The 15,401-nt window shown below is 56.3% G+C and carries 13 protein-coding genes; 9 read left to right on the top strand and 4 right to left on the bottom strand.

Annotation, left to right across the window (positions count from 1 at the left end; all coding sequences use genetic code 11):
- Positions 1-159: 159 nt before the first annotated feature.
- Together narL and HZS80_RS03240 are read right to left on the bottom strand one after the other, a co-directional pair.
- Complete coding sequence (gene narL, locus HZS80_RS03245; protein ID WP_008958057.1) at positions 160-828, bottom strand: two-component system response regulator NarL; 669 nt, start codon at positions 826-828, stop codon at positions 160-162.
- Positions 828-2,726 carry a type IV pili methyl-accepting chemotaxis transducer N-terminal domain-containing protein gene (locus tag HZS80_RS03240; protein ID WP_179915156.1) on the bottom strand — a complete coding sequence of 633 codons (1,899 nt, stop codon included), beginning with the start codon at positions 2,724-2,726 and terminating at the stop codon, positions 828-830. Before HZS80_RS03240 ends, narL begins: the two co-directional genes overlap by 1 nt.
- A gap of 95 nt (positions 2,727-2,821) precedes the next feature.
- Here HZS80_RS03240 and HZS80_RS03235 point away from each other — a divergent pair, with 95 nt between their 5' ends.
- The 3 genes from HZS80_RS03235 (at position 2,822) to HZS80_RS03225 (ending at position 4,360) form a co-directional block, all read left to right on the top strand.
- Positions 2,822-3,472, top strand: a complete 651-nt coding sequence (locus HZS80_RS03235) for a hypothetical protein (protein WP_179915155.1) — start codon at positions 2,822-2,824, stop codon at positions 3,470-3,472.
- 70 nt (positions 3,473-3,542) lie between these two features.
- Positions 3,543-3,935 carry a hypothetical protein gene (locus HZS80_RS03230; protein ID WP_008958054.1) on the top strand — a complete coding sequence of 131 codons (393 nt, stop codon included), beginning with the start codon at positions 3,543-3,545 and terminating at the stop codon, positions 3,933-3,935.
- Positions 3,936-3,946: 11 nt separating this feature from the next.
- Entirely contained in the window at positions 3,947-4,360 is a 414-nt protein-coding gene (locus HZS80_RS03225; protein ID WP_035558440.1) for a SirB2 family protein, read from the top strand.
- Between the two features lie 14 nt (positions 4,361-4,374).
- On the opposite strand, the gene hmpA is transcribed toward HZS80_RS03225, so the two are convergent.
- Complete coding sequence (gene hmpA / locus HZS80_RS03220; protein ID WP_179915154.1) at positions 4,375-5,547, bottom strand: NO-inducible flavohemoprotein; 1,173 nt, start codon at positions 5,545-5,547, stop codon at positions 4,375-4,377.
- Positions 5,548-5,705: 158 nt separating this feature from the next.
- On the opposite strand from hmpA, the gene HZS80_RS03215 reads away from it, so the two are divergent.
- The gene (locus HZS80_RS03215) at positions 5,706-6,917 is read left to right on the top strand and encodes an NnrS family protein (protein ID WP_179915153.1); all 1,212 of its coding nucleotides are present in this window, start codon (positions 5,706-5,708) and stop codon (positions 6,915-6,917) included.
- Between the two features lie 41 nt (positions 6,918-6,958).
- On the opposite strand, the gene HZS80_RS03210 is transcribed toward HZS80_RS03215, so the two are convergent.
- Positions 6,959-7,405, bottom strand: a complete 447-nt coding sequence (locus tag HZS80_RS03210) for an Rrf2 family transcriptional regulator (RefSeq protein WP_035558431.1) — start codon at positions 7,403-7,405, stop codon at positions 6,959-6,961.
- A 284-nt stretch (positions 7,406-7,689) separates the two neighbouring features.
- On the opposite strand from HZS80_RS03210, the gene HZS80_RS03205 reads away from it, so the two are divergent.
- Genes HZS80_RS03205 through HZS80_RS03185 form a run of 5 tightly spaced genes read left to right on the top strand, consistent with a single transcriptional unit; the run spans position 7,690 to position 15,394 of the window.
- On the top strand, positions 7,690-11,472 hold the full coding sequence (locus HZS80_RS03205; protein ID WP_035558428.1) for a nitrate reductase subunit alpha: 3,783 nt from the start codon (positions 7,690-7,692) through the stop codon (positions 11,470-11,472).
- Positions 11,469-13,031, top strand: a complete 1,563-nt coding sequence (gene narH / locus HZS80_RS03200) for a nitrate reductase subunit beta (RefSeq protein WP_035558424.1) — start codon at positions 11,469-11,471, stop codon at positions 13,029-13,031. The genes HZS80_RS03205 and narH overlap by 4 nt, the downstream gene beginning before the upstream one ends.
- A complete protein-coding gene (gene narJ, locus HZS80_RS03195; RefSeq protein WP_035558421.1) occupies positions 13,024-13,836 on the top strand; it encodes a nitrate reductase molybdenum cofactor assembly chaperone in 813 nt (270 codons plus the stop codon). The genes narH and narJ overlap by 8 nt, the downstream gene beginning before the upstream one ends.
- Before the next feature lie 13 nt (positions 13,837-13,849).
- Entirely contained in the window at positions 13,850-14,533 is a 684-nt protein-coding gene (gene narI, locus HZS80_RS03190) for a respiratory nitrate reductase subunit gamma (RefSeq protein WP_179915152.1), read from the top strand.
- 39 nt (positions 14,534-14,572) lie between these two features.
- Positions 14,573-15,394 carry a peptidylprolyl isomerase gene (locus tag HZS80_RS03185; protein WP_035558415.1) on the top strand — a complete coding sequence of 274 codons (822 nt, stop codon included), beginning with the start codon at positions 14,573-14,575 and terminating at the stop codon, positions 15,392-15,394.
- Positions 15,395-15,401: the final 7 nt, after the last annotated feature.

Below are 15,401 nucleotides of genomic sequence, written 5' to 3'. Positions count from 1 at the left end.
CTAAGAGAAATAACCTATAAATCAGCGACATACCTCTTGAGAGGTAGCCGCTGGAAAGCCCATGTTCATTGTTTTTAAAGACAAAAAATAGAGAGGGGGTAAGCGCGGGTCAGAGCAAAAGTATGCTGTGAGTCTTTGGAGGTAACCACACAGAATCGACTAGTGATCGATACCTTCCTGGACTGCCCAGACGGCGGCTTCGACACGCGAGCGTAAGTTGAGCTTTTTGAGCAGGTGCTTGACGTGAACCTTGACCGTGCCTTCGGTAATATCCAGCTTGCGCGCGATGAGCTTATTGGAGAGGCCGCCAGCAAGCTGTTGCAGAATTTCGCGTTCACGCAGCGTTAAGCTATGAATATCCGGGGTGGTGGGCGCATTGCGCTGATTACGCAGGGCTTCAGCGAGTAGGGCGGTCAGGCTTTCGCTGATGACCATGCGCCCCAAAGCAGCCTGACGCAGCTGGCGAACCATGTCTTCAGGCTCCATATCCTTTAACAGGTAACCGTCGGCACCGTTGCGCAGCGCAGCGACAACATCATCCTCATGGTTGGAAACAGTAAACATCACCACCCGGCCGCTATAGTTAGCTTCCCGTAGGCGGCGCAAGGCTTCTAAGCCATTGACGCCTGGCATGTTCAAATCAAGTAGAACCAGGTCAGGCTCAAGTTTGAGGGCCAGCGCAATGCCTTCTTCTGGGTCGCCCGTCTCACCAACCAATTCAAGGTCGTCTTCTAGTTCAAGCAGTTGAATCACGCCACGCCGTAGTAGCGGGTGGTCGTCGATAATCATCAGGCTGGCGGGTGTATCGTTGGCGGTGGTCAGCGTCATTAAGAAGTCCCTGTACCTAAGTGAGAGTCGGGGGCAGCCGTCACAGGCTGCTGCTGAATTAAGCGAGCGGTCAACGGCGTAAACACAATCTCAACACTGGTGCCGCCCGTGGGGCGATTGGCGATGCTCAGCTTCCCGTTCAGGGTAGTGGCACGGTCGCGAATGATCACCAAGCCGTAGTGCATCGGCGGCGAACTATCGTCTTCAAGGCCGATGCCGTCGTCCTCAATACGCACTAGCAGGCGAGCATCGGCGAAACGCACAGTGACCCCAGCCCAGTGGGCTTGGGCATGCTTGTGGGTATTGGCCAGCGCCTCGCGAATGATCTGCAGGACGTGAATTTCTTCATTGGGGTTAAGCAGATAAGGCGGCACATCGTAGTCAAGGTCGACCGCTACCCCCATGCGCTGGCTAAACTCCTCGATGGTCTGGCGCAAGGCAAACTGCAGCCCCGGTCCCTCAAGTTTGAGCCGGAACGTAGTGAGTAGCTCACGCAGTTGACGATAGGCGCTGTTCAAGCCGGTACGTAGTTCGTCGAATACCGCAGACTGCGCCTCGCGGGTTGCCTCTTTTTGCTGCATGCGTTCGAGACGGGCGACCTGCATCTTGAGATAAGAGAGTGATTGGGCTAGAGAGTCGTGCAGTTCGCGCGCAATGATGGTTCGCTCGTTGATCAACGTGACGTGCTGCTGCTCCTCGATACGCCGCTGCAGGTACACCGCCGTGGCGAGCTGGTCGGCTAACATGGTGAGCAGCCGACGGGTGCTATCGTTGAGCCGCTCCTGGGGATACCACACTTCTAAGGTGCCTAGTAGCGTATCGCCTACGCTGATAGGTAGCAGTAAGCATTGGGACCGGTTATTGGCCACTATTTCCAAGGGGCGGGGATCGATTAGGCAGGCGTGGCATTCCTGGTCACGGCAATACTCTGGTCGGGTACGCGAGTGGGTTTCTAAAACCGGCATTTCCCGTTGATCAAAAGGATCGTTTAGGGAAAGCCGTATCGGGCCAATATCCAGCAGCTTTTCAAGTTCGCGTAACATGGGCGCTGCGCTAGAGCAGAGATCATTACCGCCCCCATACAGCGAGCGGCTGGCATCGTGCATTACCCGCAGCGCCTGATTGCTGCGTTCAAGCTCCTGCTCCTTGCGCGACACCTTGTCTTCTAATGCGGCATAGCTTGTTGCCAACTCGGCAGACATCTTGTTAAAGGTGTGTCCCAACAATGCCAACTCGTCGCTGCCGCGAAGCTGTGAACGCGGCTTGAAGTTGCGCTGAGCCGCCTCGCGGGCAAGTACCATAAGCTGGCGTAAAGGCACTACCAGATTGAAGCGAACATCGTAGAGGGCTATCGAAACGACAATAGCGATCAGTACCAGGAAAAGCACTTGCATCATGCCTAGCAGTCGCACCTTGGCCTCGGTGCTCTGCTCCAGATAGGTCACTAGAATTTCGATGTCACTGACCATCGCCACGATCATCATTTCTAGCGTATCCAGGTCAAGCGCTGTGGCGGAGGGTGGTGTCTCTAATGCCGGGCGAAGCGTGTGCTGCCAGTAGACCTGAAGTTTCTCCAGTTGACGGCGGCGCTCATGGCTATCATCAGCAGGGATTGTTTGTTGTAGCGTTGTGCCATACAAACGCTGATCGAAGCTCGAAATCAGGCCGTCGAGTTGTTCTTCGCTGGCCCCCTCTGGGACATACGCCAGGCGCTGCAAGGCCCCCATGATCTGATAGGCATTCATGCGTAGTGAGCCAGCGACATTGATCGCGGCCGCATCGCCACGGCTGCTGTTAGACATTGCCATGGTCAGGGTGATGCTGATGAGTGCCATCCCGCTAATGGCAAGTAAGGACGCAATGATGCGAGCAACCAGGGAGCGCTGAAGTAATTTCATGGCATTTCCGATAGCGCGGAAGAGGTAAGGGAGTGTGGCACTGTCTGCATTTCGATACGAGGGCTATTCCTTTGGGGATAGCTGGCCTACCTCCGATGTTTTTTGACCTACACCCGGTATTTGCCGACAATTCTGGCATGTCTTCCGATGCCTTTATACCTTTGCTGGGAAACGCCATGCCGTCATCTGTGCCGCCTCCCACGTTGAAGGCATCAATACAGCCAGTTGATGGTTATCAAATGCTGGTCGCTATGCTGTTAATGCCACTGGCAAGCGCTTTAGCGGTGGCTAGCTGGACACTTTATGCCCTGCTCGCAAAACAACCAATCTATGTGCTGATACCGCTGTGTAGTGGTGCCCTGCTGGTGTGGCCGGCTTTGTATATCGCCAGGCTAGGTGACACTTGCCGCTTGGTGCAGTGGCTATTACTGGGGCTAGCGTTGGTGCTGGGCGGGTTTGGGATGGCAAGCCAGCCGTGGGAATTTCTGCTGGTGGGCGTTGGGCTCGGATTAGGAGGCGCGGTGATTGCTACCGGTATCGCCCACGCCAAAGGCTGGATGCCTGGTCGTTGGGTGCATCTTTGTGTGGGGCTTTGTCTTGCCTTAGCGGCAGGGGTAGGGCTTTCCTTGCGGATGGTGCCCCTGGTCGTCCAAGCCTATGGTTGGCGCGCAGCGCCATTCAGTCTGCTGATCCCACTGTTGATGATAATGCTGCTGCTATGGCTTTTTGTAGAGTCACCCGAGTAACGTCATCTACTAGTCTCACCTACTGATTCTTAACTACTGATTCTTAACTACTAGCGATAAGGCTCCTTTTATGACTATAGCGACGTTTGCCGATTTACTGCAGGAAGCACGTAAACAACCTAAGCCCCAGCGACTGCTGTTTGTGTTCGTTCGCGCAGAGCTGCCTGATTTCCCTGATGCTGACCAGCGGCGCCGCTTCGAACAGGGTGAAGGGGGTGTGTTGGTGCCTGTGGTATGCGTAGACAAGTCGATGGAGGCGCTGAGCAGCATGGCTGCTTTGGTCGAGGAGTCTCGCCGTACCGAGATTGAATGGGATCTAGTCTTCGCTGCAGCCATGGACGACCCAGAAGATGATACCGAGGTTGAACGGCAGCTCCAGCGTATGATGGAGTCGCTGCAAATGGGTAATATCACCGCCTATCTTGCCTTCGATCACCACGGCAATGCGGTTAACGTCGGCTAGGGACGGTTACCATGGAGCACTATTTCCTCATCAAGCACCTGCACATGACGGCCGCTGCGCTGAGCATCACGCTCTTCGTAGTGCGCGCCTGGTGGTCGGTGCAGGAAAGCCCGCGACTCAACGCCCGTTGGGTCAAGGTATTGCCCCATCTCATCGACACGGCCTTGCTGGGGCTTGGGGTGACCTTGATGGTATTGCTTTCCGTATGGCCCTGGCAGCTTCCTTGGCTTGGCGCCAAGTTACTGGCGCTGCTGGCCTATATCGGTATTGGCACCATTGCGATTAAGCGCGGGGCAACGCCAACGGTGCGAGCCTTGGCAGCATTAGTGGCGTTGGCCATCTTCGCCTATATGATGGGGGCCGCTATTTGCCACAGCCCGCTTTCCTGGTTGGCATGGGTTAGGGCAATAAACCCTAAGCTCTAACCAGGGGACAGGTGTCAGGCTGCTTCGAGAGGGCGCGATGGGCCAAAGTGCTCGAAGTGGCGGCGATCCTCATCGACACCCAATTCAGACAAAGCACTATTGATTGCCGTCATAAATCCTTGGGGACCCACAAAATAGCAGCGTGTCTTAAGGTCTGGTAGGTAGTGAGCTAATAAACTGCGGTCGATACGACCAATATGCTCGGCTTCGTTGCCGCGCTCATGAATGCGGACAGCCTGAAGGTGTTCAGGGTACTCGCTCTCTAGCGCTTCTAATTCGCCTTTAAAAGCATCATGCTCGGCATCCAAGGCGGCGTGTAGATAGATGACCTGCCGCCCAAGTGACAAGGCATGGCGAGCCATGGGGAGCAGGGGCGTTTGCCCAACGCCGCCGCTGGCAAGCAGCAGAGGCTCGTCACCTTCAATCAGTGTGAGGTCACCTGCTGGCGGTAACAGTTCCAAGGTGTCGCCGGGTTGTAAGACATCGTGGAAATGGCGGCTGACTTGGCCCTGTTCTTCGCGTTTGATCGAGATTCGATAGCTTTGGCCATTTGGCGTGTCTGAGAGGCTGTAATGCCGATAAACCCGCTCGCCATTAATGGTTAGACGTACACCGATATACTGACCTGGCTCGTGATCAGCCACGCGCTCCCCATCCTCGGGCTCAAGAATAAAAGAGCGAATTAAGGCACTTTCCTGCTGGGTGCTGGCGATCTTGAAACGACGTGTACCGCGCCAGCCGCCCGGACGCTGCTCAAACTCACGATAGCGCTGGTCTTCGAGGTCGATCAAAAGAGCGGCGAGCTCGTTATACAGAGCGCCCCAGGCGTCGGCGATTTCTGGTGTCACGGCATCACCGAGTACTTCGCCAATCGCCGCCAGCAAACATTCACCGACGATAGGGTACTGTTCAGGGAGAATGCCTAGCGAGATGTGTTTACTGACCACAACATCCAGCGTGGCCCGCGCCTGAGCTGGGTTGCTGCGTAGTTGGACATAGGCCAAAACAGCGTTGGCCAGGGCACGGGGCTGACCACCGCTTTGCTGATGAACCTCATTAAAGAGCGGTTTGACCTCTGGGTAGCGGGTAAACATTAGCGGATAGAAGCGCTGGGTAATCGCATTCAGGTGTTCGGCCACAACGGGAGCGGTTGCGTTGATCAGTTTTTCCTGCTCATGTGTTAGCACTGTTAATCCCTCGGCATATTAAGAAGTATTTAAAATGAATCTTAATGCCTTGGGTCTGTAAACGCCAGCCATAAGATGTATTTTTGATACATGTCATGGTCTTTGTTGATGGCTAGGCGCACAATCATATTTCCAAGTAATTTAGTCGGGATTACGCCATGCCAACGACCACCTCATCCCAGCCTGCTTCTAAGGTTGAGCATCTGCCATTAATGCGTCTGGCTTTTCGGCCCTTCTTTCTGCTGGCCGCGCTGTTTAGCGTGGTGTCCCTATTGGTGTGGTTGGGCTTCTGGCACGGCAATATTTTGCTGCGCCCTTATGGCGGCCTGGTGTTCTGGCATCAGCATGAGATGCTGTTTGGCTTTGCCACGGCGGTGGTAGCGGGATTTTTGCTTACTGCCGTACGCAACTGGACCGGATTGCCGAGCTTAAGCGGCGCGCCGCTACTGGGTCTGGTGGTGCTATGGCTATTGGGTAGAGTGCTGATGGCTTTTCCCATGGATTTGCCAGGATGGCTGCTGCTGGCGGTTGACCTTGCATTTCTTCCAGTGGTCGCCATTACTATGGCGCGTCTGGTTATTACCGCAAAGCGTTGGCGCAACTTGATCTTTATACCTGTGCTGTTGCTGTTTGCCACGGCTAACCTGGCGATGCACTTAGGGGTGATGCAGGGTGACGCCGAGCTGATCCGCCAAGCCGCCTACTTGGCCGTACTGTTAATCACACTGATGATGACCGTAGTGGGCGGACGTGTGATTGCCATGTTCACTGCCAATCGTTTGGGCCGCACCAAACCTGAACCTATTGCTTTGCTCGAAGGGGTGACGCTGGTGAATACGGCTGGCGTAGTCGTGCTGCAGTTGGTCATCATGTTGGGGGTTGCCATTCCTGCTTTATTAATGGGGGGAGTGATGCTCTTAGCGGCGTTGGCCAACACTGTTCGCATGGCGCGTTGGGGTGGGTTACATAGTTGGCGTGAACCTTTACTTTGGGGGCTGCACGGCAGCTACGCCTGCATTCCGCTAGGGCTTATCATGTGGGTCTTGGCACTCATGGGGCTGATGCGCGTTGAACTTGCCGTGCACGCCCTGACCATTGGTGGCATGGGCACCATGATGCTGGCCATGATGGCCAGAGTTTCGCTAGGTCATACGGGCCGCCCCATACGCACTTTGCCCGGTATTGGTGTGGCGCTGGGCTTAATGCTAATAGCCGCCCTGGTGCGCTCACCTCTATTAGCGTTATTTCCCCAGATCACCCACTGGACTTACACGCTGAGCATTATCTTCTGGTGCGTGGCCTACGCAATATTCCTAGTGCACTACACTTGGCCGTTGATGCAGGCGCGCGTTGACGGGCAGGATGGCTAGAAAGTGCTAAGTGCTAAGTGCTAAGTGCTAAGTGCTAAGTGCTAAGTGCTAACGGTAGGAATGCGCATAAGTTGCGCCAATTGAGATTGTTGGCTGCCCAGCAGGTCGGCCAATGTGTAGCGGTCGAGCACGTCTAGAAATGCTGACAGTGCATCATTAAGAATCGGTTGAAGGCGACATGCTGGTGTAATGATGCAGGCATTGTCGCTATGAAAGCACTCCACTAACGCCATGTCATTTTCCATCTCGCGTACCAGCTCGCCTAACCCAATGGTTGCGGGGTCACGTGTCAGCAGTAAGCCGCCATTCTTGCCACGAATAGCGGTAACGTAGTTCTTCTGACTAAGCTCCTGAACGATTTTCATCAAATGATTGCGGGAGATATCAAAGGTCTCTGCGATCTCATTAATAGTTGAGCGCTTTTCTCCCTTTACAGCGAGAAAAATCAATACGCGTATCGAATAATCGGTAAATCGGGTGAGATGCATGGAGTGAGCTTTGCTCCGAGGGCTAGCTAGTTATTAAACAAGTATGTTGTATGAATGTTCAGTAAGTTGCAATGAGAAAAGCCAACACTGGCGCGCGGCGCACGGTGTAATTTCAACAACACCCAGCGTCTATTCCTTTACGTTGGCCGCTCTATCACCTTGGGGGTAGACAGGGTGTATATGGAGGTAATCACGCAGTAATTCGCTTGTCGATCACGCAGAATCCACTCCATGGAACCCGCACTGTCGGGTATGCAAATTTCCGAGGAGCCAGGAGATCGACCATGAGTCACTTCATAGATCGGCTGAATTTCTTCCGCAAGTCCCGCGAGCCTTTTGCCAACGAACACGGTGAGCTACGCAGCGAATCCCGCCAGTGGGAAGATAGTTATCGTGCCCGCTGGCAGCACGACAAAGTAGTACGCAGTACCCACGGGGTGAACTGCACCGGCTCCTGTAGCTGGAAGATCTACGTTAAGAACGGTTTAGTTACCTGGGAAACCCAGCAGACTGACTACCCCCGTACCCGTCCCGACCTGCCTAACCATGAGCCGCGTGGCTGCCCCCGCGGCGCCAGCTACTCCTGGTATCTGTACAGCGCCAATCGCCTGAAGTACCCATTAGTGCGCAAGCCGCTGCTGGCGCTATGGCGCGAAGCGCTGAAGGCTAACCCAGACCCGGTAGACGCCTGGGCGTCTATTGTCGAAGACCCCGCCAAAACTAAACAGTATAAGCGTGCTCGCGGCATGGGCGGCTTCGTTCGCGGTAATTGGGACGAGCTCAACGAGCTGGTGGCGGCCTCTAACGTTTACACCGCCAAGCAGTACGGCCCCGACCGTATTCTCGGCTTCTCGCCGATTCCTGCCATGTCGATGGTCAGCTACGCAGCGGGTAGTCGCTATCTGTCGCTGATTGGTGGCGTCTGTATGAGCTTCTACGACTGGTACTGCGATCTGCCGCCAGCGTCACCGATGACCTGGGGCGAGCAGACCGACGTACCTGAGTCCGCTGACTGGTACAACTCCGGCTACATTATCGCCTGGGGCTCCAATGTGCCCCAGACGCGTACCCCGGATGCCCACTTCTTTACTGAAGTACGTTACAAGGGCACCAAGACGGTCTCAATCACCCCGGACTACGCCGAAGTCTCCAAGCTGACCGACGAGTGGCTGTCCGCCAAACAGGGCACCGATGCCGCCCTGGCGATGGCCATGGGCCATGTCATCCTCAAAGAGTTCCATCTCGATAACCCCAGTGCCTATTTCACCGACTATGTGCGCCGCTATACCGACATGCCGTTCCTGGTGGAACTTGAAGTGCGTGAAGATGGCAGCTTCGCACCGGGACGCCAACTGCGTGCCAGCGATTTTGATGCTGCCTTGGGTCAAGAAAACAATCCCGAGTGGAAAACCGTTGCCTGGGACGAAACTCGCGACCAGCTGGTGGTTCCGCGCGGTTCCATCGGTTTCCGCTGGGGCGAAACTGGCGACGAAGTGGGCAAGTGGAACCTGGAATCGCTGGACGCCGCAGGCACCGAAATCAAACCGCTACTGAGCCTGGCTGACCATCACGACAGCGTCGCGCGCGTGGCGTTCCCTTACTTTGGTGGCATCGAACACGAGCACTTTGAGCATGTCAAAGGAGCTGGCGTGGGTGCTGCTGACGACCTGCTATTTCACAATTTGCCCGCCAAAAGGCTTAAGAGAGCCGATGGCAGCGAAATGCTGGCGGTCACCGTTTTTGATTTGATGTGTGCCAACTACGGTATCGACCGTGGCTTTGTCGGCGACGGCGAAGATGATGGCGCAACCTCGTTTGATCAAATTCGTCCCTATACTCCCGCGTGGCAGGAGAAAATCACCGGTGTCTCAGCAGAGCAGTGCACCCGCATAGCCCGCGAGTTTGCTGACAACGCTCACAAAACCAACGGCCGTAGCATGATCATCGTCGGTGCCGGTATGAACCACTGGTACCACATGGACATGAACTACCGCGGCCTGATTAACATGTTGGTCATGTGTGGTTGTATCGGTCAGAGCGGTGGCGGCTGGGCCCACTATGTGGGACAGGAAAAACTGCGTCCGCAGACTGGCTGGACGCCTTTGGCCTTTGGCCTCGACTGGCAGCGTCCGCCGCGTCATATGAACTCCACCTCGTTCTTTTACAGTCACTCCTCCCAGTGGCGCTACGAGAAGCTGGAGATCAAAGAGATTCTTTCGCCGTTGGCCAAGGCCGAGGATTACCCCGGCAGCCTGATTGACTTTAACGTGCGTGCTGAGCGCATGGGCTGGCTGCCGTCAGCACCACAACTGGACACTAACCCGCTACGCCTAGCGAAAAAAGCCGAAGCGGCGGGCATGTCTACTGCCGACTATGCCGTTCAGCAGCTCAAGAGCGGTGAACTGCGCTTTGCAGCGGAAGACCCGGATGCACCGGAGAACTTCCCGCGCAATATGTTCATCTGGCGCTCCAACCTGCTGGGCAGCTCCGGTAAGGGCCATGAGTACATGCTCAAGTACTTGCTGGGTACTCGACACGGCATTCAGGGTAAAGACCTGGGCGACTTCGGCGGCCAGAAGCCTGAAGAAGTCGTATGGCGTGACGAGGCGCCGGAAGGCAAGCTCGACCTGCTGGTGACGCTGGATTTCCGCATGTCCACCACCTGCCTTTACTCGGATATCGTGCTGCCTACGGCAACCTGGTATGAGAAGGACGATCTTAATACCTCCGATATGCACCCTTTTATTCACCCGTTGACTGCGGCGACCGACCCGGCTTGGGAATCGCGCAGTGACTGGGATATTTACAAGGGTATTGCCAAAGCATTCTCCAAGGTGTGTGTAGGCCACCTGGGCGAAGAGACCGACCTGGTCACGCTGCCGATGCAGCACGACTCGCCTGGAGAGTTGGCCCAGCCGGCGGTGATGGATTGGAAGAAGGGCGAATGCGCGCCGATTCCCGGCAAGACCATGCCATCGCTTATTGAAGTCAAGCGCAACTACCCCGACACCTATGAGCGCTTCACTTCTGTTGGGCCGCTGCTGGAAAGTATCGGTAATGGCGGCAAGGGCATCGCCTGGAATACCGATGCTGAAGTCGAGCTGCTGGGCAAGCTCAACCATCGCAAATTGGATGGCCCGCATAAAGGGCGCCCGTTGATCGACAGCGCTATCGATGCTGCCGAAATGATTCTGACCCTGGCACCCGAAACCAACGGCGCCGTGGCAGTAAAAGCGTGGGAAGCGCTCTCCAAAATTACCGGGCGTGACCATACCCACCTGGCAAGGCCCAAACATGACGAAAAAATCCGCTTTCGCGATGTCGTCGCCCAGCCACGCAAGATTATCTCCAGCCCTACCTGGTCCGGCCTCGAAGATGAGCATGTCTCCTATAACGCTGGTTACACCAACGTTCACGAGCTGATCCCCTGGCGCACGGTAAGTGGCCGTCAGCAGTTCTATCAGGATCACGCCTGGATGCGCGCGTTCGGCGAAAGCCTGCTGGTCTATCGTCCACCCATCGATACCAAGGCAGCCAAAGGTTTCCGGCTTCCCGCCGACAACGGCTTCAAGAGCAAGGCGCTGAACTTCCTCACGCCGCACCAGAAGTGGGGCATTCACTCCACTTACTCCGACAACCTGATGATGTTGACGCTCAACCGCGGCGGCCCGGTGGTGTGGCTCTCCGAGGCGGACGCGGCGGAAATCGATATCGAGGACAACGACTGGATCGAGGTCTACAACGCCAACGGCTCGATTGCGGCACGGGCAGTGGTCAGCCAGCGGGTCAAGGCGGGCATGGTGATGATGTACCACGCCCAGGAGCGCAACGTGAACGTCCCTGGTTCTGAGGTCACCGGCACGCGGGGCGGTATTCACAACTCGGTCACCCGTGTCTGCCCCAAGCCAACCCATATGATTGGGGGCTACGCGCAGCTCTCTTACAGCTTTAATTATTACGGCACCGTCGGCTCAAATCGCGATGAGTTCGTGTTAGTGCGCAAGATGAAACACGTTGACTGGCTGGATGGTGAAGGCAATGACAGCGTTCAGGAGGCCGTGAAATGAAGATTCGTTCCCAGGTAGGCATGGTTCTCAACCTTGATAAGTGTATCGGTTGCCACACCTGTTCGGTGACCTGCAAAAATGTCTGGACCAGTCGCGAAGGTATGGAGTACGCCTGGTTCAACAATGTTGAGACCAAGCCCGGTATCGGCTATCCCAAGGAGTGGGAGAATCAGGCCAAGTGGAAGGGCGGCTGGATGCGCCGTACCGATGGCCGGATAGAACCCCGTATTGGTGGCAAATGGCGGGTGCTGGCGAACATTTTCGCCAATCCCGACCTGCCCGAAATGGACGACTACTATGAGCCGTACACCTTCGACTACCAACACCTGCATACCGCCAAGATCGGTGAACACCAGCCGGTGGCGCGCCCACGCTCGCTGATTTCCGGCAAGCGCATGAAAAAGATCGAATGGGGACCCAACTGGGAAGAGATCCTGGGCACCGAGTTCGCCAAGCGACGTAAAGACGCCAACTTCGACAAGGTGCAGGCAGATATTTACGGCCAGTTCGAAAACACCTTCATGATGTACCTGCCGCGCCTGTGCGAGCACTGCTTGAACCCCACCTGTGTAGCGGCTTGCCCGAGCGGTGCCATCTACAAACGGGAAGAGGACGGCATCGTTCTAATCGACCAGGACAAGTGCCGCGGCTGGCGGATGTGTATCTCCGGCTGCCCCTACAAGAAGATCTACTACAACTGGAAAAGCGGTAAGTCCGAGAAGTGCATTTTCTGTTACCCGCGTATCGAGGCCGGTCAGCCGACTATCTGCTCCGAGACCTGTGTGGGCCGCATTCGCTACCTTGGTGTGCTGCTGTATGACGCTGATCGTATCGAGGAAGTGGCAAGCTCACCTGACGAACGTGATCTCTACCACCGCCAGCGCGAGATCTTCCTTGATCCCAACGATCCGGAAGTGATTGCCCAGGCCAAACGGGATGGTATCCAGGATAACGTTATCAAAGCCGCCCAGGCCTCACCGGTCTACAAGATGGCTATCGACTGGGGATTGGCACTGCCGCTGCACCCGGAATACCGGACGCTGCCGATGGTGTGGTACGTGCCGCCGCTGTCACCGATTCAGTCCGCCGCTGAGGCGGGGCATGTAGAGTTCGATGGCATCCTGCCCAAGATCGAATCACTGCGTATCCCGGTGAAGTACCTGGCTAACCTGTTGACAGCCGGCGAAGAGGCGCCCGTTGTGTTGGCACTCAAGCGCTTAATGGCGATGCGCGTTTATATGCGCGGCAAGCATGTGGACGGCGCCCCCAATGCCGAAGTGCTCGATGCCGTGGGGCTGAGCGTCTCCCAAGTAGAGGAGATGTACCGCTACCTGGCGATTGCCAACTACGAAGACCGTTTCGTGATTCCCACCAGCCATCGGGAAATGGCCACCGAAGCCTTCCCCGAGCGGGGGGGATGTGGCTTTACCTTTGGTGATGGTTGCCACGGTGAGAGCCAGCCCAGCCTGTTTAATGGCCGTAAGCAGACCAGCGTGTTGGTAAAACCGGTAGAGGTCTTCGACCCGCAGCCACAACTTGAGGAGTCTCGTCATGACTGAAGCCGCTACCCAATCGTCTACCCCGGTAGAGCCGTCGTTCGAGCCGCTACAGGGCATGCGTAGCCTACGCGTACTGGCCCGTTTGCTCGATTACCCGACCCAGGAACTGCAGGATGCGTGTGGCGAGCTAATCGAAATCCTCAATGCCGAGAGCCGCTTGGGGGCGGCTCTCAAGTCGTCGCTAATGGAGTGGTGTCAGCGTCTCCAAGAGGGCGACCTGCTTGAACTGCAGGCCGAGTACGTCGCCATGTTCGACAAGGGGCGCGCTACCTCGCTGCTGCTATTTGAGCACGTTCACGGCGAATCCCGTGATCGTGGTCAGGCCATGGTGGATCTGATGGCCGAATACAGCGCTGCCGGTTTCGAGCTGGATGCCCGTGAACTGCCCGACCATCTGCCGGTGTTCCTTGAGTACCTCTCGATGTGCGATGAAGCCGAGATCGGCCGCTGGCTGGGGGAAATACGCCATATCTTGGCGCTGCTGACCGCACGACTGGAGGAGCGGGGAGCGGATCACGCGCTAATACCGCTGTCACTGTTGGCGTTAATCGGGGCCGAGGACGATGTCGAAGAGCATCGGCCCCAGGTCAAAAAAGAAGCGCCTGACAACACGCCCGAAGCATTGGACGCCGTGTGGGAAGAAGAAGCGGTGCGTTTCTCGGCAACCTCTGACGAAGACTGCGCGCTGCAGTCTGCCGAAGGGCGGCGGCTTGCCGAGCGCAAAAAAGCAGTGCACAGCGACCCCGTCAAAATCATGCCGTCCGCCTGGAGCGCTTCCCCTTCCTCAACCGTGGCCGATCGCTAAAAGGAGAATCGCCATGTTCATAGAATATCTGCAGCATCTTATCTACGGCTATTACCCCTACCTGGCCGGTACGGTGTTCTTGGTCGGCAGTCTCGTGCGTTACGACCAAGGCCAGTTCACCTGGAAGACCGGCTCCAGCCAAATGCTGTCCTCAAAAAACATGCGCCTGGCCAGCAATCTGTTCCATATCGGCATTATCGTGATTTTCTTTGGTCATTTGGTGGGCATGCTCACGCCGCACTGGGTCTACGCGCCTTTCCTGCATGCCGGTACCAAGCAGCTAATTGCCATCGTGGTCGGCGGTATTGCCGGTGCCATGTGCGTGGTGGGCGGCGCCATGTTGCTATATCGGCGATTGGTCAATCCTCGCGTAAAGGCGTCGTCGAGCTTAATGGATACCTTGATCCTGGGTTTGATCGTCTTACAGGCATGCCTTGGCATGGTGACCATCATCTTCTCGTTGGGCCATATGGACGGCGAAATGATGCTGACGCTTTCCAGCTGGGCGCAGTCGATAGTCTTCTTCAGCGGCGGTGCGGCGGATTACATGCAGGAAGTGTCGTGGATCTACAAACTGCATATCTTTATTGGCCTGACCATCATTCTGCTGTTCCCGTTTTCGCGCCTGGTGCATGTGTGGAGCGTGCCGTTCGGCTATTTGACTCGCCGTTATCAGATTGTCCGTAGGCGCAGTTAAAACCGGCTTGTGCACGTCCAGGCCTAGAGGAGAAATAACATGCAGATGATTGATATCGAACAACTACCAGGGGGTGCCGCCCCGCCTCCGGTACGTGTCGGCGACACACCCATCGATGAAGCAACGATTGCGCTGGAGATGCAGTACCACCCCGCCGAAACGGCGGGGGAGGCCCAGCTTCAGGCAGCTCGGGCGTTGGTGGTCAGGGAACTACTGCGCCTGCGTGCTAGCGTCCTGGGCCTACTATCGACACAGGAAGTTAGCGAAGCACAGGAAGATGCGGCGATTGCTGCCTTGCTCGAACAGGAGCTTGAGGTGCCGGAACCGGGGGAAGCCGATTGCCAGCGCTTTTTTGAGACCCACCGCGAGCGCTTCAGCGAACCAGTGCAGTTACGCGTGCGGCATATCCTGCTCGCGGCCGCACCCGATGATTCCCAGGGTCGCGACGACGCTTACCAGCTGGGCGAAAAGCTACTCGAACAGCTTAAGCAGATACCCGAACGTTTTGCCGAATTTGCTCAACACCACTCCGCGTGCCCTTCAAAAGAGCTGGATGGTGATTTGGGCTGGCTGGTATCGGGGCAGACTGTTCCAGAGTTGGATCGCGCTTTGCAGCACTTGCCCGAAGGTCTACACGAGCGCCCCTTGGCGTCTCGCTATGGCTGGCATGTGGTGAGTATTGACGAGCGGCGAGACGGTAGGGCGTTACCTTTCGATCAAGTTATTGACCGGGTGCGCCATAGCCTACGGGAACAGGCAACGCGACGCGCGCTGCGTCACTATTTGCTGGCGTTAGAGAGCGAAATAGGCGTTGAAGGAATTGTTCTGGATGACGATGCTGGCGGCAGCTTGATGCAATAGCTTGAAG

It is taken from the genome of Vreelandella glaciei (assembly GCF_013415125.1).
GTDB classification, from domain to species: Bacteria; Pseudomonadota; Gammaproteobacteria; order Pseudomonadales; family Halomonadaceae; genus Vreelandella; species Vreelandella glaciei.
The sequence above is the reverse complement of the archived record's forward strand: the minus strand, read 5'-3'. Positions and strand labels throughout refer to the sequence as shown.

Coding starts and splice junctions, on each gene's coding strand:
- narI (WP_179915152.1), top strand. CDS start 13,850: ATGTTCATAGAATATCTGCAGCATCTTATCTACGGCTATTACCCCTAC.
- HZS80_RS03185 (WP_035558415.1), top strand. CDS start 14,573: ATGCAGATGATTGATATCGAACAACTACCAGGGGGTGCCGCCCCGCCT.
- HZS80_RS03240 (WP_179915156.1), bottom strand. CDS start 2,726: ATGAAATTACTTCAGCGCTCCCTGGTTGCTCGCATCATTGCGTCCTTA.
- HZS80_RS03205 (WP_035558428.1), top strand. CDS start 7,690: ATGAGTCACTTCATAGATCGGCTGAATTTCTTCCGCAAGTCCCGCGAG.
- HZS80_RS03230 (WP_008958054.1), top strand. CDS start 3,543: ATGACTATAGCGACGTTTGCCGATTTACTGCAGGAAGCACGTAAACAA.
- HZS80_RS03235 (WP_179915155.1), top strand. CDS start 2,822: ATGTTTTTTGACCTACACCCGGTATTTGCCGACAATTCTGGCATGTCT.
- HZS80_RS03215 (WP_179915153.1), top strand. CDS start 5,706: ATGCCAACGACCACCTCATCCCAGCCTGCTTCTAAGGTTGAGCATCTG.
- narL (WP_008958057.1), bottom strand. CDS start 828: ATGACGCTGACCACCGCCAACGATACACCCGCCAGCCTGATGATTATC.
- narJ (WP_035558421.1), top strand. CDS start 13,024: ATGACTGAAGCCGCTACCCAATCGTCTACCCCGGTAGAGCCGTCGTTC.
- narH (WP_035558424.1), top strand. CDS start 11,469: ATGAAGATTCGTTCCCAGGTAGGCATGGTTCTCAACCTTGATAAGTGT.
- HZS80_RS03210 (WP_035558431.1), bottom strand. CDS start 7,405: ATGCATCTCACCCGATTTACCGATTATTCGATACGCGTATTGATTTTT.
- HZS80_RS03225 (WP_035558440.1), top strand. CDS start 3,947: ATGGAGCACTATTTCCTCATCAAGCACCTGCACATGACGGCCGCTGCG.